General features: G+C 70.6%; 18 protein-coding genes. 7 read left to right on the top strand and 11 right to left on the bottom strand.

Features of this window, described 5'->3' with window-relative positions:
- The first annotated feature begins 70 nt into the window (after positions 1–70).
- From OHB44_RS17760 to OHB44_RS17750, 3 genes are all read left to right on the top strand, one after another.
- Positions 71–559 carry a J-domain-containing protein gene (locus tag OHB44_RS17760; protein ID WP_238685586.1) on the top strand — a complete coding sequence of 163 codons (489 nt, stop codon included), beginning with the start codon at positions 71–73 and terminating at the stop codon, positions 557–559.
- Between the two features lie 32 nt (positions 560–591).
- A complete protein-coding gene (locus tag OHB44_RS17755; RefSeq protein WP_330437611.1) occupies positions 592–1,134 on the top strand; it encodes a GNAT family N-acetyltransferase in 543 nt (180 codons plus the stop codon).
- A gap of 152 nt (positions 1,135–1,286) precedes the next feature.
- A complete protein-coding gene (locus tag OHB44_RS17750; RefSeq protein ID WP_330437610.1) occupies positions 1,287–2,576 on the top strand; it encodes an MFS transporter in 1,290 nt (429 codons plus the stop codon).
- A 152-nt stretch (positions 2,577–2,728) separates the two neighbouring features.
- Here OHB44_RS17750 and OHB44_RS17745 read toward each other — a convergent pair whose 3' ends face one another.
- Positions 2,729–3,304, bottom strand: a complete 576-nt coding sequence (locus OHB44_RS17745; RefSeq protein WP_330437609.1) for a maleylpyruvate isomerase N-terminal domain-containing protein — start codon at positions 3,302–3,304, stop codon at positions 2,729–2,731.
- A gap of 103 nt (positions 3,305–3,407) precedes the next feature.
- On the opposite strand from OHB44_RS17745, the gene OHB44_RS17740 reads away from it, so the two are divergent.
- On the top strand, positions 3,408–4,391 hold the full coding sequence (locus tag OHB44_RS17740) for a helix-turn-helix domain-containing protein (protein ID WP_330437608.1): 984 nt from the start codon (positions 3,408–3,410) through the stop codon (positions 4,389–4,391).
- 11 nt (positions 4,392–4,402) lie between these two features.
- Here the strand turns inward: OHB44_RS17740 and OHB44_RS17735 are convergent, their stop codons facing one another.
- Positions 4,403–4,879, bottom strand: a complete 477-nt coding sequence (locus OHB44_RS17735; protein ID WP_266302464.1) for a hypothetical protein — start codon at positions 4,877–4,879, stop codon at positions 4,403–4,405.
- 521 nt (positions 4,880–5,400) lie between these two features.
- Positions 5,401–6,264, bottom strand: a complete 864-nt coding sequence (locus OHB44_RS17730) for an NmrA family NAD(P)-binding protein (RefSeq protein ID WP_330437607.1) — start codon at positions 6,262–6,264, stop codon at positions 5,401–5,403.
- A gap of 85 nt (positions 6,265–6,349) precedes the next feature.
- On the opposite strand from OHB44_RS17730, the gene OHB44_RS17725 reads away from it, so the two are divergent.
- The gene (locus tag OHB44_RS17725; protein ID WP_330437606.1) at positions 6,350–7,063 is read left to right on the top strand and encodes a TetR/AcrR family transcriptional regulator; all 714 of its coding nucleotides are present in this window, start codon (positions 6,350–6,352) and stop codon (positions 7,061–7,063) included.
- Positions 7,064–7,259: 196 nt separating this feature from the next.
- Positions 7,260–8,738 carry a rifampin monooxygenase gene (rox, locus tag OHB44_RS17720; protein ID WP_330437605.1) on the top strand — a complete coding sequence of 493 codons (1,479 nt, stop codon included), beginning with the start codon at positions 7,260–7,262 and terminating at the stop codon, positions 8,736–8,738.
- 93 nt (positions 8,739–8,831) lie between these two features.
- On the opposite strand, the gene OHB44_RS17715 is transcribed toward rox, so the two are convergent.
- Together OHB44_RS17715 and OHB44_RS17710 are read right to left on the bottom strand one after the other, a co-directional pair.
- Positions 8,832–9,359: a pyridoxamine 5'-phosphate oxidase family protein gene (locus tag OHB44_RS17715; RefSeq protein ID WP_330437604.1), complete on the bottom strand. Its 528-nt coding sequence runs from the start codon at positions 9,357–9,359 to the stop codon at positions 8,832–8,834.
- Entirely contained in the window at positions 9,356–10,024 is a 669-nt protein-coding gene (locus OHB44_RS17710; RefSeq protein WP_330437603.1) for a DUF899 domain-containing protein, read from the bottom strand. Before OHB44_RS17710 ends, OHB44_RS17715 begins: the two co-directional genes overlap by 4 nt.
- A gap of 128 nt (positions 10,025–10,152) precedes the next feature.
- Here OHB44_RS17710 and OHB44_RS17705 point away from each other — a divergent pair, with 128 nt between their 5' ends.
- Positions 10,153–10,617, top strand: coding sequence for a winged helix-turn-helix transcriptional regulator (locus tag OHB44_RS17705; RefSeq protein WP_330437602.1), 465 nt, complete (start codon positions 10,153–10,155; stop codon positions 10,615–10,617).
- Positions 10,618–10,828: 211 nt separating this feature from the next.
- Here OHB44_RS17705 and OHB44_RS17700 read toward each other — a convergent pair whose 3' ends face one another.
- The 6 genes from OHB44_RS17700 to OHB44_RS17675 form a co-directional block, all read right to left on the bottom strand.
- A complete protein-coding gene (locus OHB44_RS17700; RefSeq protein ID WP_330437601.1) occupies positions 10,829–11,614 on the bottom strand; it encodes an aminoglycoside phosphotransferase family protein in 786 nt (261 codons plus the stop codon).
- 268 nt (positions 11,615–11,882) lie between these two features.
- Complete coding sequence (locus tag OHB44_RS17695) at positions 11,883–14,237, bottom strand: hypothetical protein (RefSeq protein WP_330437600.1); 2,355 nt, start codon at positions 14,235–14,237, stop codon at positions 11,883–11,885.
- Positions 14,224–15,828, bottom strand: coding sequence for an NACHT N-terminal Helical domain 1-containing protein (locus tag OHB44_RS17690; protein ID WP_330437599.1), 1,605 nt, complete (start codon positions 15,826–15,828; stop codon positions 14,224–14,226). The genes OHB44_RS17695 and OHB44_RS17690 overlap by 14 nt, the downstream gene beginning before the upstream one ends.
- Positions 15,829–15,931: 103 nt before the next feature.
- Positions 15,932–16,399 (bottom strand): HNH endonuclease, encoded by a 468-nt coding sequence (locus OHB44_RS17685; RefSeq protein WP_330437598.1) that lies wholly within the window; start codon positions 16,397–16,399, stop codon positions 15,932–15,934.
- Between the two features lie 108 nt (positions 16,400–16,507).
- Complete coding sequence (gene pip, locus OHB44_RS17680) at positions 16,508–17,470, bottom strand: prolyl aminopeptidase (protein ID WP_330437597.1); 963 nt, start codon at positions 17,468–17,470, stop codon at positions 16,508–16,510.
- 64 nt (positions 17,471–17,534) lie between these two features.
- The gene (locus tag OHB44_RS17675) at positions 17,535–18,407 is read right to left on the bottom strand and encodes a dihydrodipicolinate synthase family protein (RefSeq protein WP_330441247.1); all 873 of its coding nucleotides are present in this window, start codon (positions 18,405–18,407) and stop codon (positions 17,535–17,537) included.
- Between the last annotated feature and the right edge of the window lie 48 nt (positions 18,408–18,455).

Raw genomic sequence — 18,455 nt, 5'->3', positions numbered from 1 at the left:
GCTGACCCCTGGCAAGTGCGTGTCGCCGGCCGGAGGCGGCGCGTTACGGTGGCCAGGGAGGTGCCGCACGGTGACCGAGGCGTGGGAAGCGTCAGTGGAGGCGAAGATCCAGGACGCCGTTCAGCGCGGCGAGTTCGACGACCTGCCCGGCATGGGCAAGCCGATCCCCGGTCGGGGGGCGCCGTACGACGAGGCGTGGTGGATCAAGAGCTTCCTGGAGCGCGAGGCGCTCCCCAGCGACCTGCTCCTGCCCACGTCGCTGCAACTGCGCCGACGCATCGAGCAGGTCCCCGACGAGGTCCGTGACCTGCCCACCGAACAGTCCGTCCGCGACTTCGTGGGGCAGCTGAACGGGCAGATCGTGGCGTGGCTGCGCTTCCCCGACGACGGCCCCCGGGTCGCGGTGCGCCCGGTGAACGCCGAGGACGTGGTCCGCCGTTGGCGCGCCGAACGTGCCCGCCCCACGGTGACGACGACCGGCACCGAAGCGGCGGTCGTTCTGCCGCCGACGCGCCGGCCCCGCCGTAGCTGGTGGCGTCGGTGGCGCCGTCGGGGCTGACCCCCCGGCCACTGCCACGGCAGACTGTGCCGATGATGATCGAATCTCGGTCACCCGACATGCCCTCGACGCCGGGTGTCGTCCTGCGGCAGTGGTGCGCCGACGACCTGGATGAGCTGGTGCGGGCGTACCGGGATCCGGTCCTGCGCCGCTGGACCAGAGCTCCGGTGACCACCCCCGCCGAGGCCCGACGGTGGTTGGACGGCGCGCTGCGCGACTGGGCCGACGGGCGGCGGTACACCTTCGCCGTCCTCGACGAGCAGGCCGACGGCGCCCCGCTGGTGGGCAACGTGGTGCTCAAGGGGGTCACGCCGCAGCGTCCGGCCCCGGAGGTCGGCTATTGGACGGCGTCGTGGGCACGCGGCCGCGGCGTCGCCCCGCGTGCGGTCACCGCGCTGAGCCGCTGGGCGTTCGACAGGTTCCCCGAGGTGACGCGTCTCGACCTGCTGCACCAGGTGGACAACGTCGCGTCCTGCCGGGTGGCGCAGAAGTGCGGCTTCGTGTTCCAGGAGGTGCTGCCGGCCCGGCCGCCCTTCCCACTCGACGGCCACCGGCACTCGCTGCACACCGGGTAGCCGGGCATCACCTGCCCGCGCCGACCGTCCGCACCTGTCACGAACGGATCCGAACAGGTCCGAACGCCTGCTCCCGGCCTCGACGACGCGAACGCGGATACGGTCGGGGCCGAGCGCCCAGATGACCGCCGGCGCGGGAGGGACGGGGCGACGTGACCGAGCGCGCCGCGACGTACGCCGAGGTGTTCGCGGTACGCGAGTACCGCCACCTGTTCGGTGCGTACCTGCTGTCCCTGGCCGGTGACCAGCTCACGGCCGTGACCGTGGCGTATCTCGTCTTCAGCGAAACCGGCTCGGCCGCGCTGGCGGCGGCCGCGTACGCCAGTTCCTACCTGGCCTGGCTCACCGGCGGACCGCTGCTGTCCGGCCTGGCCGACCGGTTCCCCCGGCGAAGCGTGATGATCACGTGCGACCTTGGCCGCGCGGCGCTCATCCCGCTGGCGGCGCTGCCGGACCTCCCCGCGCCAGCCCTGGTGGTGCTCCTCTTCGTGGTCAACCTGATGCGGCCACCGTTCGTGGCGGCGCGGGCGGCGTTGATGCCGGAGGTGCTCGACGACGACCGCTACACGGTGGCCAACGGCGTGGACAACATCTGCGCCCAGGTTGTTCAGGTGGTCGGCTTCGCCGTCGGGGGGAGCCTGGTGGCGGTGCTGTCGTTGCGCGGTGCCCTGCTGGTGGATGCCGGCACGTTTCTGGTGTCGGCACTTCTGATCGGGATCGGTGTGCGTTCCCGCCCCGCGCCCCGACCGCGGTCGAGCCCGACCGGTGAGGCCCGGGCGGTTGGCCTGCGGGTGATCTTCGCCGATCCCCGGCTGCGGTCCTACGTTCTCCTCCTGTGGACGGCCAGCGCCTTCACCTACGCGGCCGAGGGGCTGATGGCGCCGCTGGCCCGACAGTACGGTGGCGGCGCCGCCACCGTCGGGCTGTTGCTGGCGGCGGCGCCGTTGGGGATGTCCCTCGGCGGGGTCGCGCTCACCCGGTTCTGTCCACCGGCGGCCTGGCCACGGCTCATCCTGCCGTTGGCCGCGATGTCGGCCGGCGTGCTGACGGTGGCGTGGCTCGTCCCTCCGCTGTGGATGATGCTCCTGTTGTTGGTGCTGGCCGGAGCCGCGAGCGCCTTCGCCATCCCTCTGAACGCGTTGTTCGGCCGGGCGGTGCCGACGCAGTACCGGGGACGCGCGTTCGGGGTGGCCATCACCGGTCTCAGTGGGCTACAGGGGACGGCGATGGTCCTCGCGGGTCTGGGCGCCGACCGGTGGCCGGCCACCACGGTGATCGGGTTCAGCGGATTGGCGGGCGCGGTGGCGGTTCTCGCTGTCGTGCCGCTGTGGCAGCGGCGACCCGACTCCAGACCTGCCACGTCCGAGTCTCCGGTCGAACAAGCCCGAACGACTCCGAACGCCGACACCGGTACCGCCGAAGCAGTCCGTGGCCGACGCTGAGGTCACCTGGCGGGCACGGGGGCCGTCACCGAGGGGAGAGGAGACGGGCATGCGCAGCGTTCGCAACCGTGGCATCAGCTGGACCTGACCCTGACGCTCCAACCGGGTGGTCGCCCGGCAGGCGACCACCCGGCCCTCACCGTCGGTGCGAGTCAGTCGACCGCGGCCCGCCAGCTCCAGGAGGTGCGCCGGGCCCGGCCGGGCAGCTCACCGCGGCCGGTCATCCAGAGCAGCACCTCGGGCGCCGCCCCGGGCGGGGCGTCCGGGAAGAGTCGCCGCAGCACCAGCGCGCTCAGCCGCTGCGGCGGCTGCCACGGCACGCCGAGACCGACGGTGACGTCGTGGGTGTGCAGCACGGTCTCGGCCACGCCCATGGCGGCGAAGCCGGCCGGATCGCACGCGCCGAAGTGCCAGGCCCGCGCCTCCGGCCCGGCGGCGTCGACGGCCGCGGCGAGCAGACCGGCGCAGGCCCGCACCACTGTGAGCACCTGCGTCGGGCTCGCGTCGGGGGAGACCCGCAGGTCGTACGGCAGATAGCCGTCATCCGGGCGGCCGGTGACCTGGCCCGCGTACGCGAGGAGGTCGTGCGCGACGTGCGCCGCTGTGGTCCAGCAGCTCCAGCTCAGCGAGCCCGCCGGCACCGACCAGTCGCGTTCCCGGTGTGGCAGCAGCACCCGGGTCATCTCGTCGGCCGCCTCCCGAATGTCGGCGCCGGTCACCGCCGACATTCGCCAACCCTCCGGGCAGCACCGGGCGTGGAAACCGCGTTGTGGGTAGGGACAGTCGAAGCATGCAAGAATCCATCCTCGCATATGGGGGGAGGCGAACGGAGTGTTGCCCAACCTTGTGGTGGACACGACGGTGCTGCCCCCGGCGGACCGTTTCGCGTTCTGGTATGCCCTGGTCGCCCAGGAGACCGCGCCGGCGCACATCAGCAGCGGCCATCTGGACAACTTCGTGGCCTACGCGCAGGCCATCGATCTCGGCCGCATCCGGATGACCTCGCTGCGTTACCCGTCGCTGGACTCGATCCGGCCCACGACACTGGTCCGCCGAGCCGAGGGGAACGTGTATCAACTCGCGCTACCACTGACGGGTCGCAGCACCCTGATCCAGGACCGCACCGAGTCCACGCTGGAAGCCGCGAACCATTTCACCCTCTTGGACACCGCACGGCCGCACGTCGCCCGTCACCGCGCGGACGGTCCCGGTCCCGCCACCTCGATCACCGTGCAGATACCGCACGCGGCGCTGCCCCTGGCGCCGGACCGGCTCCGCCGCCTGCTGGCCACGCCGATGCCGTCGCACCTCGGCGTCGGCGGGCTGTTGGCCCACCACCTGCGCAGCATCGCGGCGCACCCGGAGCAGTTCGAGCCGGCCCAGGCCGAGATCCTGGGCGGGGTGGCGGTGGACCTGCTCACTGCCGCGCTCGCTCAGTACCTCGACATCGAGGACACCCTGTCACCGGAGGCGCGGCAGACCGCACTGCGGGCCCGGGTCGTCGACTTCATCGACCGCCACCTCGACAGTGACGAGCTCAGCCCTCGCAGCGTCGCCGCCGCCCACCACATCTCGCCGCGGTCGCTGCACCGCCTGTTCGAGGCGGAGTCGACGACGGTTGCCGAACTCATCCGCGCCAAGCGCCTGGAGCAGTGCCGGCGTGATCTCGGCAACCCGCTGCTGCGGCAGTCGATCCAGTCCATCGCCGCCCGTTGGGGTTTCCCGGACAAGGCCCACTTCAGCCGCCTCTTCCGTGCCCACTACGGACGTTCACCCCAGGAATACCGCACGGGCGTCGCTCGCCGAGATCGGTGACCCGCCGACCGCTACCGCCGACGGTCGGTCGGATCGTCCTCGACGAAGTCCCGGACCGCGACGCGGATGCTCTCGCCGTACGGGTCGTCCGGTAGCCGTTTTAGGTGTTCACGGGCCAGGGCGAGGTTCTCCCGGGCCGGGCCGACGTTGCCCAGACGCCGGTGGCAGTCGGCCAGGTTGAGGTACAGCGACGGCAGGAACGCCTGGACCTGGAGCGAGGACAGATACCGCTGGGCGCGTTCGTCGGTCAGGTCGGACACGGCGGCCAGGGCACGTTCGTCCCAGGCCAACTCCGCCTCGGTGGTGTCCTGCAGGTCGGCGAGGTAGTGCGCCAGGGTGCAGCGGTGCAGGGCGTCACCGGTGGGGCCGAGTTCGTCCCACAACACGGTGAGCAGCTCACGGGCTCGGGCAGGTGCGCCGCTCTGGCCGAGCTGCACGGCCTCGATGATGCGGGTCATGGTCGGGTCGACGGTCGCCTGGTCGGTCATGTCGCCGATGGTCGGGCCTCAACCCGGTCGAGGGTCAACTCCGGACGAAAGTCGGGCTGGCCGAGCGGAGCGCGGCGTCGATCGCGCAACCCGCCGGGCGGACGACGCTGGCCGAACCAGTTGACCTTGCGCCTGCATGTCAGCAGGGTGTTCTCTACCCGGCGGAGGGAGGCAGATGCGGCGGCGAGACTACTCAGGACCCGAGGACCTGATCGCCATGCAGCGTGCCGTCCAACGCTCCTGGACACCGGCGAGCCGATGGCACATCGGTGACCTCGCCTGGCAGCGCAACGCGGCGCCGCGGTCAGCCTGGCCTGCCTGCACGCGCTCCGGGCAGCCGGCGCCACCCGCGCCGTCGTCTACCCCCGTGCCCGGACACCTTTACCAGCGGCTCGGATTTCGCCCAACCGCGCGAACCGTCACCCATTGTCGTTCCGCCTGAGCCAGAGCCACACCACACTCGGACTCGACGATCCCGACGTCGACATGGAGTTCCGCCACGCGGTGTCGCCGACAACCCCTCACCGCCGGGCCACGATGGCCTCGAGGACTGAGCGGACGGATGTCGGGCGGTGGCCGATGACTGTCTCCAGCGTCGGATCGGTCACGGCGAACTCCTTTCCTCGCGCCGCGCGGTACATGCCGAGCGTGAAGTCGGCCGCCGCCGCGGGCATGCCTCGCTCGATGGCGGTCGCCCGCCACTGGTCGTCGTCCGCGACGACCCGTTCGACCACGCGGCCCGTGATGTCGCTGAGGATAGCGGCCACCGCTTCCAGGTCGAGCATCTCCGAGGCGGTCAGCGGTGCCGTGACCCCGTCGAGTACGCCGTCCTCGGTGAGGGCGACGGCTGCGGCCTCGGCCAGGTCGGCGTGCGCGGTCCAGGACACCGGGCCGTCCGCCGGCGCCACGAGTTGCCCGGTCTCCAACGCCGTGCCGATGGAGAAGCTGAGCGTGCTCGCGTAGAACCCGTTGCGCAGGGCGGTGAAGGGAACCCCCAGTCCGGCCAGGTGTTCCTCGGTCGCGGCGTGCGTGGGCTGGGCGGCGAAGAGTGAGTCCCGGGAGGCGGCCTGGTGGCTGGTGTAGAGGATTCGACCGGCTCCCGCGGCGCGGGCGGCGTCGATGGCGGCGCGATTCGCGACGAACGCGCCGGGGCCGCGGATGGCGGCGGAGACGATGAGGACCTTGTCGGCACCCTCGAAGGCGTGCCCCAGCGTGGCCGGGTCGGTGAAGTCCGCGGCGCGCACCCGCACCCCCCGCTCGGCGAGGCCGGCGGCCCTGTCGACGTCGCGCACGCTCACGCCCACCGCGTCGGGCGGTAGCCGGTCGAGCAGCCGCTCGACGATCTGGGACCCGAGGTTTCCCGTGGCACCGGTAACGACGATCATGATGAACACTCCTTGTTATCGGTGTTACGCCAGTCAAGTTAGCACCGCTAATCCTTAGCTAACAAGATGCTGTTAGCATCGGTTCATGGTGATGACGCAGGACACCCGCGACGACGTCCGCGCGGGCATCGTCGCGGCGGCGACCCAACTGCTGCGGGAGAAGGGCGCGAACGCGGTGACGACGCGGGCCGTCGCCCAGGCCGCAGGCGTGCAGGCGCCGACCATCTATCGCCTGTTCGGCGACAAGGACGGCCTCATCGACGCCGTCGCCGAGCACGTCATGGCCACCTACGTCAGCGGCAAATCGGTCGCAGCGGACGGCGCGACGGGTGATCCGGTCGCGGACCTGCGCGCCGGATGGCGCGCGCACGTGGCGTTCGGCCTGACAAACCCCGAGCTGTACGCGCTGATCGCTACCCGGGGGAGCGGCGCGCCCTCGCCGGCGACGATCGCCGGCCTCGACGTGCTACGGCGACGGGTCCGGCGACTCGCCACAGCCGGCCTCCTGCGGGTCGACGAGGAGCGGGCGCTACTGATGATCCACTCTGCGGGCAACGGAACTATCCTCACCCTGCTGGGAACGCCCGCCGACCAGCGCGACCTCGGCCTGGTCGAGGCCATGCTCGAGGCCGTGCTCACCAGCATCCTGGCGACAACTCCGGCCACACCCGACACGAGCGCGAACGCGGTAGCGGTGACCTTCGCGACGGTGCTGCCCGACCTCCCGGGGCTCACCGACGCCGAACGCGCGCTGATGGCCGAGTGGCTCCACCGATCGCTGACCCACCCAACGCCGTGATCACCTGGCGAGGAAACGACTCGACGGGATCACGTTGGCGAGATAGCTTGCAGTCGACCGTGACACCGCCCGAGGAGGTGAGACCCATGAACGTTGTAGCGATGTGGGTACTCCCCCTTACCGTCATGGTCGGGCGATTGACGTAGGTGTCGCCGGGAGCGCCTTGCCAACACGGCACTCCCGAAAGGCAACACCTATGTACCCTCCGCAATTCAGCGCCGAGCCCCCGTCGACCGATCGCACGCCCCGCACGTACGACGTGATCATTGCCGGCTGCGGGCCGACCGGTGCGGTGCTCGCCGCCGAACTACGACTGCACGACGTGCGGGTCCTCGTCCTGGAGAAGGAGACCGAACCGGCGTCGGCCGTCCGGATCGTCGGCCTGCACATCCGCAGTCTCGAGCTGATGGCGATGCGCGGGCTGCTGGACCGCATCCTCCCGCACGGGCGGCAGCGTCCGGCCAGCGCCTACTTCGCCGCCATCGCCAAGCCCGCGCCCACTGGCCTGGATTCCCGGTACGCCTACCTGCTGGGTATCCCGCAGCCGGTCATCGAACGGCTGCTCGAAGAGCACGCCATCGACCTGGGCGCGCAGGTTCGGCGCGGTCGGGCGGTGGCCGGGTTCGAGCAGGACGACGAGGGTGTGACAGTCGAGCTGGCCGACGGGGAACAGCTGCGCTCGCGCTACCTCATCGGCTGCGACGGCGGGCGCAGCACGGTGCGCAAACTCCTCGGCGTCGGCTTTCCCGGCGAACCCGCACGGACCGAGAGCTTGATGGGCGAAGTGGAGGTGGGCGTTTCGCAGGAGGAGATCGCCGCGAATGTGGCCGAGATCCGCGAGACCCACCAGCGGTTCTGGCTCCGGCCCGCGGGCGTCGGGGTCTACAGCGTCCTGGTTCCCGCCGTCGGGGTCAGCGACCGCGCCGAACCGCCCACCCTCGACGACGTCAAACGCCAGCTGCGCGCCATCGCCGGGACCGACTTCGGCGTGCACTCCCCGCGCTGGTTGTCCCGCTTCGGCGACGCCACCCGGCTGGCCGACAGGTATCGGGTCGGGCGGGTGTTGCTGGCCGGCGACGCGGCGCACATCCATCCGCCCATCGGTGGACAGGGCCTCAACCTGGGCGTCCAGGACGCGTTCAACCTCGGCTGGAAACTGGCCGCGCGGATCCGCGGCTGGGCGCCGGAGGCACTGCTGGACACCTACCAGGCCGAACGCCGTCCGGTCGCCGAGGCGGTGCTGGACAACACCCGCGCCCAGACGGAGCTGCTGTCCACCGAACCGGGTGCCCAGGCCGTACGCAGGCTGCTCATCGAGTTGATGGACTTCGACGAGGTGAACCTCCATCTGCTGGAGAAGATCACCGCCATCGGTATCCGCTACGACTTCGGCCCCGGCCCCGACCTGCTCGGTCGCCGTCTGCCCGACCTGGACGTGAAACAGGGCCACCTCTACGGTCTGCTGCACCGCGGCCGCGGCCTGCTGCTGGACCGCACCGAACGCCTCACCGTCGGCGGCTGGTCGGACCGGGTCGATCACGTCGCGGATTCGACTGCGGCACTGGACGTTCCGGGTGTCCTGCTCCGCCCCGACGGCCACGTCGCCTGGATCGGCGACGACCAGCGGGACCTGGACGACCACCTTTCCCGCTGGTTCGGGGAGCCCGCCCACTGATCTCAGGCCACCGGCCTCGACATCGAGGTGAAAAGTGTGGCCCAGACCAACCATCGGCGGACGGGCTCGGGGCGACGCCCCGAGCCCGGTCACTCAGGTTTGGTGGAACCGCCAACGGGTCGCGGTCAGCCCGTCCGGGCCGTAGCCGAAAGCCCGGACGGGGGAGACCTCGTAGAAGGCATACTCGGGCGATCCCGGCAGACTCTCGTCATGGACTCGTCCGTCCCTGATGGCGAACGTCCAGTCGTACTTTGTCGCGAAGGCGGCGGCCACCCGGCGCAGCGCGGTGCCGCCCGACACCTGGTGAGCTCCACCGCTGACCACCAGGTCGAGGTCGTCGCTGCTCACCGTGATGACAGCACGGGGGTTGCGGGCCAGGTTTCGGCTCTTGCGGGAGGTCGGGCGGCTCGCGATGCGCGGCACCCCATCCACCAGCACCACCATCACCGGCGCGGCATGTGGTCGGCCGTCCGGTCCGACAGTGGACAGCCAACACTTGTGCGCGGACTCCAGACAGGCCAATGCCTGGCTCCAGGGCTTGAGTGTCGCCAGGTCGGTGTTGAAGGGTGTTGCATCGTCCTGCCGGAAGAGAAGCTCAGCGACTGGCGTGTCGACTGTCATGACGCATCATTTGTCGTGTCGTACTCGTCGTGCAGCCGCCACCACTGGTAGGGCTGGGTCTGCGGCCAGCCTTCCGGCGAGTCCTCCCAGGTCTCCTGTCGGCCGTATGGCGTCAGGTCGAGGAAGGTCCAGTTACTGCCGAGGCGTTCCACGCCCCTGGCGGTGGTGGTGTAGGTGCGGAAGATCCGGTCCTCGGCACGGAGGAAGACGTTCAGCGCGAATCCGTCGCCGGTTCCCATGTCGGCGTTGAAGCTGTTGTTCAGTGACGAGTACCAGGGCAGGGTCCAACCCATTCGCCGCCGCAGCGCCAGCAGGTCGTCCAGTGGGCCATGGGACGTCAACGCCAGGGTGACGTCGCGGGCGTTGAGGTGGGCCGGGTGCCCGACGTTGTCGGTGAACAGCGAGCAGCCGGAGCAGACAGCGTCGACGCCGTGCCACATGAAGGTGTACACGATGAGCTGACGGCGGCCTTGAAACAAGTCGGTCAGACTGACAGGCCCGGACGGGCCCTCGAACACGTACTCCTGCTCGACCGGTGTCATCGGCAGCCGGCGACGTGCCGCGGCTACCGCGTCGAGCTGGCGGGTGAGTGCCTTTTCGTGGACGCGCAAGGTGTTCACTGCCTCTTGCCAGTCCTCGGTCGACACGATCGGCGGATGGTTCATGCGGGCCTCTTTCGGCTTCCAGACGCGTGTGGAGGGGGCATAGACCAGTCCGTTCCTTAAGGAGATGGACTGATGCGACGCTAACAGAGTCAGTTCCCTGAAGGAACCATCTTGCGTATCGTGGCGTCATGCAGCGAACGCAGTTCGGCGCCATGGCGTGCTCGATCGCCCGCACCCTCGACGTCATCGGTGAGCCGTGGTCTCCGCTGGTCCTGCGGGACATCTACGCCGGCACGCACCGCTTCGAACAACTCCAGCGCGGACTCGGCATGTCCCGCAAGGTGCTCGCCGAGCGGCTGAACTGGCTGGCCGAACAGGGCGTCCTGGCCCGGCGTGAATATTCCGCCCGGCCGGTCCGGCACGAATACCTGCTCACCGACAAGGGGCAGGAGCTCTGTGACCTGCTGCTCGTCATGGTGCGGTGGGGTGACCGGTGGACGGCGGGCGAGGCCGGCCCGCCGGTGCTCCACCGCCACCACGCCTGCGGCAAGATCAGTCACGTGGAACTACGGTGTTCGGAGTGCGAACAGCCCATGCGGGCTACGGACATCGATCTGTTGCCCGGGCCTGGGGCCGACGACCCAAAATCTTGATCATCGGATCGGTCAACACCACCGTGATCCGCATGCGAAGCGCGTCCCATCGACGGCGGCCACCTGCCAGCCCACTGCGAGCAGCCGCGCCGGGCGGAGGTCGGCCCGGGCGTCGACGAACACGGCGTGGGTGGCTCGGTAGGAGTCCGGGCGCAGGCGATGCTGGCTGCGGTGCCGCACGCGCAAGGTCGATGCTGGGCGGCCTATCTGATCAGGTGTCATCGAGGATCAGCCGATCGGCATTCGCGGTGATCCACATTGCGTCGCGTCGGTAGAGCCCGACGTGACCGCGAATGTCCTCCTGGCCCTGATCAGCCCGCGCCTCGGTGAAGGCGGCGAGGTCGTGTAGCCGAAGGGCTGCGACCTGGAGGACGTGAGCAGGGTCTTGGGCCGAGCCGTAGGTATCGCAGAGCAGGCGCAGCCGACGTGCCCGTTCGCCCAGGTCACTGGCGATTGCGTCGCCGTTGTCGGGATGGGCCAGCGGCACCAGTCGGTAGGCGAGGTAGGCAAGATCCCACGACCGGGGACCGGGCGAGGCCGTGTCCCAGTCGATGACTCCGGTGAGCCGCCGGTCGGTGAAGACCATGTTGTACGGCGCGAAGTCGTTATGACAGACGACCTCAGCTGGCTGCCGCACCGGGAACTGCCACACCTCGCCGACGGTGTCGAAGCTGGTGCTGGCCTGGTGAAGTTGTGCGAGGTAAGCACCGGCATCGGTGAGGACGGCATCGCTCCAGATCCAGTCCGGCAGCGGGTACCGCGGCACGATGCCCGGCAGGTACGAGACGCTGTCGCGTCCGTGCTCATCGGTCCCGAGTGGCTGCGGAGCCCAGGTGACGCCGTGCTCACGCAGATGTCGTAGCAGGCGTTGAATCGTCGGGCTCCAAGCCCCGGCGGTCCGCCGGACAGTGGCACCGACACGTGTCGCACCCCCCATGTTGCCCCCGGGCAACGCTTCCTCCTGCTCGTCGGCCGCGTTCGCGCCGTGGTCATCCATGCCCACATCCTCAGCGCGTGAGGTCCGCGAAGCCAACGCGTTCTTGAGGCGGAGCTGAAGCTCGTGGCCGGGGCCAGGGGAGCCAAATACTGGATTGTTATTAACGATAATCCGTTAATAACCTGGGACGAAAGGAGCGAAACGTACAGGCACCATAATGACAGTTCTTGTGCGTAAGGAATCAGGATGTTGTGTTGACGGCTCTGGCCTGCCCTACTGGTGAGTGCGTCTGTTCGACTGTCGCGAGCTCTCGGCGCGCAGGCTTGCTTTAGCCACTGTCCGGAGCGAGGGCGTCAAGGCGTTCCTGCAGCGCGCGGGTCTGCTCGTGGTCGGGGCCGCGCTGGCTGCGGGACGCCTCGACTGCGGCGCCGAGCTCGGTGCGGGCCTCGGCGGTACGGCCGAGCCAGTGCAGGATCTGGGCATATTTCACGCGGGTTGCGAGGGTGGCCTCGTGATGCTCGCCGAAGTCGCGGCGGCGCTGGGCGACGGTCGCCCGATAATCGGCCTCGAGCGCCTCCAGCGTGACGCGGTCGGCGCCGGGGATCACGCCGTGTCCGGCGACGATCTCGTCGAGCCACGCGAGGTAACCGGAAGGGTCGTTCTCACCGAGTGACGGGAGCGCGGCAAGGTACTGCGGCGAGCGCAGCGCCGGCCCGGCCCGCATGGCCAACTCCTGCGCTGCGGCGAAGTTGGTGTCGACGTAGACGTTGATCAGCGCGTTGGCGCACTTGGCCCACTGGACGACCTGTTCGTCGCCGCTCCGGACGCCTGCGACGTCGTCGTGGGCCTCGACGGCCAGATCAACCCGTCCGGCGCGCAGGTGGCCGCACAACGCGCTGAACGCGACGAGCACCCGCGCCCGCCGCACGCCCTCGTCCCCGGTCGCGTCGGCGAGCGCGCCGAGCGCTCGGTGCGCCCGGGCCGCTCCCTCCGCGTCGCCGCGCCGGACGTACACCATGACGGCCTCGAACCCGATCGCCGTGAGGTTTCCCAGGACGGTGTCGGCGGCCCGGTGCGGGCGGTAGGACGTGAGCAGCGAGACGGCGAAGCCGAGGAGGTCGTCGTCCGGGCCACCGCCGGGCTCGGTGAGGGCGAACAGCCGCCGGGTCCACGCGGCGGCCACGAAGACCTGGTCCGCGCGGTCCGGTTGGTAGACGGCCGCAAGGTCGCGCACTGCATCGGCCTCGGCCCGGGCGGCCTCCTCGATCCGCCCCGCGTTGGCCAGCCTGTTCGCCAGGCTGTTCGCCGCCACCGCCCGCGCCAGCAACGGCCCGTCCCTCGCCACCCGCACCGCCTCCCGGGCCGCCGCCTCTGCCTCGGTGTCCGGACCGTCGGCGAGGCGCTCGTGGAGGCGCCCGCGGGCTATCAGCGCCCGCTGGAACGCAAGGCGCTCGTTGTCGTCGAGGGTCCGCCCGACCGCGACGGCGGCCTCGATGACGACGGCGGCCGCGTCGACCCGCTCGACCGGCTGCCCGCCAACATTGTCCAGCCAGGACAGCCCGAGGTCGACGAAGGCGTCGACGAGGACGGCGGCCGCCTTCGCGCCGATCCTGGTGAAGATGTTGACGGCGAACGTCGCGTACACCCTCATGCCGTTCAGGTCCCGCCGGCGCCCCCTGTCCCGGCACAGCTCAATCACGGCGGCGGGCAGCGCCTCGGCAACGGCGCCGCGCGCAGCGGCCACCAACGGATCGCTCTCGTCGGCGGCCTCGCGCCGGGCAGCCAGTGCGCGGGCCGCGGTGAGGATGGCCTGGGCGTGCTCGACGCCGTGGCCGTCCGGGGACTGCACCGCGTGCTCCCGGATTATGGTGACCGCGCGCATCGCCGGGTCCAGCGCCTCCTCCGGCCGGTCCGCGTCGATCAGGGCCTGGGCGCGGCCGAGAGAGACCAGGCCGAGGAGGTGGTAGGCCCCGCCGATGTCGCCCCGCTCGGCCGCGGCGGAGTCGATGGCGAGCCGGGCGTGGATCTCGGCGCGGTCGGACGCGGCGGCGGCTGACCCCGCGCGGCCGGCGTTGAGCAGCCGCACGCTGAGGGTGTGCCAGGTCGTCGCGACCACGCCAGGGGAGCGGATGCCCAGCTCGGCCAAGGCGTGGACGGCCGCCTGGGCGGTGCGGATCGCGGCCAGGTGCTCGCCCGACGCAGTGTGGCACGCGGAGCGTACGCGGAGCGCTTCCAGCAGGTGTAGTCCGGGGTGTAGCCGTGCGGCCTCCACCGCCGTGGCCGCTACCTCGCTCGCACGTGCGAGGTCACCGGTCTCCAGGAGCCGCTCAGCGTGCTGCACGGCGAGTCCCGCATGCTCCGGCGTGCCGGCGCCGACTCCACGATCGAGCAGGATCCCGGTGATGACGGCATCGGTCGAGCCAAGCACCGTCGTGTGCGGCGGGATGCTCGCCCGCGCCGCGACGAGAACCTCGGTCGGCAGGTCGGTCTCGCGCAGGACCCGGTCGAGGTGGACCCCCATCGGCTGGCCGGTCTCCACCGCGACCCTGATCGCCGGGCCGACGAGCCGGGCTGGGTCGCGCAGCAGCGCGTCGACGATCCACCTCCCCACGTTCTGCTCACGCTGCGCGAGCCGGGTCAGCACGGTCAGGGCGTGGACGGCCTGCTCCTCAGTGAACGGCACCGAACGCCCCGAGCAGAAACGGATCGTCGTCGAGCGTCGCGGCGACCAGGTGCTCGCCGAGCAGGTCCGGCTGGACGCCCGCGAGCCAGGCCGCCGCGGGGTAGAGACAGTGCAACACCTCGCCGACGACGGCCAGCGCGGCATCGGGTTGGCCGCCGAGCAGCGGAGCCTGCCGCAGCAGCTCGACTGTCTCGGCCGGGCCGGCCGCCCCGCCGGCCATCGTGACCAGCGCAGCCGCCTGCCGCACCGCACGGCCGGCGAGTTGCGGCAGACCGGCGTCGCGCATCGCGCGGTCGAGGAAGCCCTGCTCGCGGCGCAGCGCGAAGTCGAGCAGCCCGTCCTGGGTCTGGGCCGGGTCGCCGAGGACGGCGGCGAGCGCGTGCAGGTGGATGAACAGCACGCGGTCGTACAGCGGCGAGTCGAGCGGTTCCCCGAGCACCGTGCCCGGCATGTCGAGGGCGGCACCGAACGCGACGACCGCCTGACGGTGGATGTCGGCGCGGGAGCCCGGATCGCTTGCCAGCGGCGCCAGCTCGTGCCGGGTCGCGGCGGGCCCGTTGACGAAGTCGCCGACCGGGCCCGGGGCGTGCCGCAGCTCCAGCCACCAGTCGCCGGCCGACCGGGCCAGCAGCACGATCCGGACCCGGCTGCGGCAGCCGAGCGCAGCCTCGATGAGGGCGGCGGTCGCGCCCCGGCGGATTTCGGCGTAGTCGACCGCGACCAGCACGCCGGCCGCCCCGGCGGCGAGCAGGTCGAGCTGCCTGGCGGTGACACGTTCGACAGTTGGGTGCAAGAACCCGGCCCGCCAGGAGTTGTCGCGGGCGCGGGCACACGCTTCGAGCAGGAGGCGGGTCTTGCCCATGCCGCCCGGCCCTGTGTAGATCCGCAGCGACGTCATCGGTCCGTCCGAGAGCCCGCCGACGAGGTCCTCCAGGGCCCGTTCGCGGCCGAAGAAGGGCACGATGCGGTACTGCGCCCGCAGCAGCGCGCTCGGCGGGTACTGCTCGCGCCACCAGGGCCACGCAGCGTCGTGCAGGACCGCCGACGCCTCGAGAACCTCCTGGGTCTCGCGCAGCTCGTCGGTGGCGGCGGCCTGCGCGGAGAGCCGAGACAGCACCGCACCCTGGAACTCGCGGGTGAGATCCGGCAGCTCGGCCGCTTCGGCGGCGAGGGCACCGACGGCCGCGTCGAGGGCCATTCCGGTCAGCCGCCGATCGGTGTCGTCGAGCCTGGTCAACGCGGGCTCGGCGCGGCGGCGCATGACTGCGGCCGCCCGGTCCGGGTCGAGGTCGGCGCCGGTGAGGTCGGCGACGGTCAGTGGATGATCGGTCAGGATCTGCCGCACGTTCTCCAGCGCCCGGGCGGTGGCCGCGGCGTCGATCCCCTCACCACGAGCGAATGCGACCAGGCCGGCCTCGATCCGGTCGGAGACCCTCGCGAACCGCTTCCGGGCGTCCGGCGTCGCGCCACCGAACGCCAGGTCGAGGGCGACCCCGCCGGCTTCTTGCAGGGCGGCGACCGGCCCGCCGAACAGCCCGGCGAGGGAAATCCGGGCGACGCGTTGCGCGAACCCGCGCGACTCCGCCGGCATGACAGCAAACCGTAGTCGATTCAGCACGCTCACGAGTTCCCGCCGATCCGGTTACTCAGCGAACTCGGTGCCCGAGACGGACCGGAGACGGCGCCGCACGCACTCAGTCCGCCTGCCGCCCGTAAGCCGCCCGTGCTGCGGCAACCTCGGCGGCCTGGCGGACGCGCCACCTTCGCTGGGACTCGCTGTTGCACACACGACACACCTTGCGGTAGCGGCCACTCACGGGATCGATCTCACGCTCGTGCCCGCGGCGGCAGCGCGGCTGCTGGGTGCGGTTGCGGCAGTTGTCGGCGTGTGTCACCTGCTGCAGATGAGTGGGTTCGATGCAGTCCGGCACGCCACAAAGGTGGCGCACGTCCAAACTCGGTTCGTAGCCGCCCACGAAGACAACGTAGGCCGTGATGTGGGCCCAAGCCCTCCCGGCGACCTTCTGGTACACGCCCCGCTGGCTACCGTAGCCGCAGACGATCAGGCAGCCGTCGTCTCGACGAACCGAACGATCGATGAGGTACGCCCGCAGGGTCTCCTCAGTGAAATGTCGGGACAAGCCCTTCACCTGCGACAGCATCTCACCAGGTTAGGTCAGTGCTCCGACGCCTTCGACCTGCTGGTACCCCGATCCGGCGGGCGCCCTGCCCTGAGCAGCGCCGCGGCGACGGAGTGGGTGCCGTAGACGTCAACTGTTGACTGCGAACCGGTCGAGGGCTCGAAGGACGTGCTCACGCGTCTCGGCGGTGCCGAGATGCCCCGCGTTCTCGACAACGATCAACTCCGCGCCGGGCCAGGCGCGGTGCAGTTCCCACGCCGTCTGCAGCGGCCCACCCAGGTCGAGTCGACCATGGATAAGGACACCTGCGACGCCGGCCAGCCGACCGGCATCGTGCAGCAGTACGCCTTCCTCCAGCCACGCCCCGTGGGAGAAGTAGTGCGCGCAGATTCTCGCGAAGGCCAGCCGCGCCGCGGAAGGGCGGTCGCCGTACGGATTTGCTGCCCCGCCGGTCTCTCCGGACAGCACCGCGTCCTCCCAGGCGCACCAATCGGCCGTGGCCTTCTCCCGCACGGCGGGGTCCGGATGTTCCATGAGAACGGCGTAGGCCGCGACGACGTCACCGTCGCGTGGTGTGCCCGGGGCTCCAGCGAGGAACCGCTCCCACTGCTCGGGGAAGAACCGGCCGACGCCCCGGTAGAGCCAGTCGATCTCGGACCGCCGGGTCATCGTGACCGCGGCGATGACGATCTCGGACACCCGTCGGGGTTGCTGTTGCGCGTAGGCCAGGATGAGCGTGGAGCCCCAGGAACCGCCGTACAGCAACCACCTGTCGATGCCCAGGTGCTCGCGCAGCCGTTCCATGTCGGCGATCAGATGCCAGGTGGTGTTGTGCCGCATGTCAGTCGTCGGGTCGCTCGCGTGCGGTGTGCTGCGGCCACAGCCACGCTGGTCGAACAGGACGATCCGGTACCGGTCCGGATTGAAGTGCCGGCGCCAGCCGCTCCCACACCCTGACCCGGGTCCGCCGTGGACGACCAGCGCGGGCTTGCCGGCCGGGCTACCACAGACCTCCCAGTACACGAGGTTGCCGTCGCCGACATCGAGCATGCCCGCCTCGTACGGCTCGATCGGCGGGTAAAGCTCGTTCAAGGCCCGGACCTCCAAGAAGCAGGAATCGATGTCGCAGTGGCACCTCTCTACAACGATGGCGCATTCACTGAAGATCAGACGTCGCGAGGTGCTGGACCGCCGCGTCGATGCTGGCCGCAGCCGCTGGCAGCAGCGGCAACCGTACTCTCGGGGTCGGGATGCGGCCTTGCGTGTGTAGCACCCCCTTGATCACGGCGGGGTTGGGCTCGGCGAACAGGGCGGCGGACAGTCGCCTGAGCTGGTGTCCCAGCGGCCGCGCCTGATCCGCCTGCCCTGCCTGAAGGGCTGCGGCCAGCGCACGGAATTGTGCTGTGGCCACGTGTGCTGAGGCGAGGATGGCGCCGTGTGCGCCGAGTGCCAGCATCGGCGCCAGCAACTCGTCGGTCCCGGCGAGGACGGTGAACCCTTGGGGTGGGTCGATGAGAAGATCGACCGCGTCGCCGTCGATGGCGCCCGGCGCGTACTTGATACCGATCACCGCGTCGATCGCCGCCAGCCGCCGTACCGCACCTGTCGACAGGTCTTGTCCGGTGCGGTGCGGCACGTGGTAGACCACGAGCGGCACCGGGCTGGCCGCCGCGAGGGCGTCGAAGTGCGCCACTACGCCATCCTCGCCGGGGCGCAGGAACGGTGGCACCAGACACAACGCGGCGACCACCGATCGGCGTGCGGCCAGCGCGTGCAATTCCTCGGCGGTGTTGGCGCCGACCAGTAGCGGGGCACCTCGCCTCATACAGACCCCGGTCAGCACCCCCAGCACCTGGTTACGTTCGGCGGCGCTCAATGTGGTGGCTTCGGCGGTGGTACCCAGTGCCACCAGACCGGCGGCACCGGCGGTCAGCACGTCGTGCGCGAGTTCTTCCAGTACGCCCAAGGCCACCGCCCCGGCCTCGTCGAAGGGAGTGATCAAGGGAACGTACACGCCGTTCAACGTCATGGATTCAGCCTGGCTGACGGCACCAGTAAGATCCAGTTCCGATTCCTG

This window comes from Micromonospora sp. NBC_00821 (assembly GCF_036347035.1).
GTDB classification, from domain to species: domain Bacteria; phylum Actinomycetota; class Actinomycetes; order Mycobacteriales; family Micromonosporaceae; genus Micromonospora; species Micromonospora hortensis.
This window is presented reverse-complemented; position numbering and strand designations above follow the sequence as displayed.

Excerpts from the sequence above, each read along its gene's own strand:
- OHB44_RS17755 (WP_330437611.1), top strand. The coding sequence starts at position 592 with ATGATGATCGAATCTCGGTCACCCGACATGCCCTCGACGCCGGGTGTC.
- OHB44_RS17745 (WP_330437609.1), bottom strand. The coding sequence starts at position 3,304 with ATGTCGGCGGTGACCGGCGCCGACATTCGGGAGGCGGCCGACGAGATG.
- OHB44_RS17735 (WP_266302464.1), bottom strand. The coding sequence starts at position 4,879 with ATGACCGACCAGGCGACCGTCGACCCGACCATGACCCGCATCATCGAG.
- OHB44_RS17730 (WP_330437607.1), bottom strand. The coding sequence starts at position 6,264 with ATGATCGTCGTTACCGGTGCCACGGGAAACCTCGGGTCCCAGATCGTC.
- OHB44_RS17725 (WP_330437606.1), top strand. The coding sequence starts at position 6,350 with ATGGTGATGACGCAGGACACCCGCGACGACGTCCGCGCGGGCATCGTC.
- rox (WP_330437605.1), top strand. The coding sequence starts at position 7,260 with ATGTACCCTCCGCAATTCAGCGCCGAGCCCCCGTCGACCGATCGCACG.
- OHB44_RS17715 (WP_330437604.1), bottom strand. The coding sequence starts at position 9,359 with ATGACAGTCGACACGCCAGTCGCTGAGCTTCTCTTCCGGCAGGACGAT.
- OHB44_RS17710 (WP_330437603.1), bottom strand. The coding sequence starts at position 10,024 with ATGAACCATCCGCCGATCGTGTCGACCGAGGACTGGCAAGAGGCAGTG.
- OHB44_RS17705 (WP_330437602.1), top strand. The coding sequence starts at position 10,153 with ATGCAGCGAACGCAGTTCGGCGCCATGGCGTGCTCGATCGCCCGCACC.
- OHB44_RS17700 (WP_330437601.1), bottom strand. The coding sequence starts at position 11,614 with ATGGATGACCACGGCGCGAACGCGGCCGACGAGCAGGAGGAAGCGTTG.
- OHB44_RS17690 (WP_330437599.1), bottom strand. The coding sequence starts at position 15,828 with ATGCCGGCGGAGTCGCGCGGGTTCGCGCAACGCGTCGCCCGGATTTCC.
- OHB44_RS17685 (WP_330437598.1), bottom strand. The coding sequence starts at position 16,399 with ATGCTGTCGCAGGTGAAGGGCTTGTCCCGACATTTCACTGAGGAGACC.
- OHB44_RS17675 (WP_330441247.1), bottom strand. The coding sequence starts at position 18,407 with ATGACGTTGAACGGCGTGTACGTTCCCTTGATCACTCCCTTCGACGAG.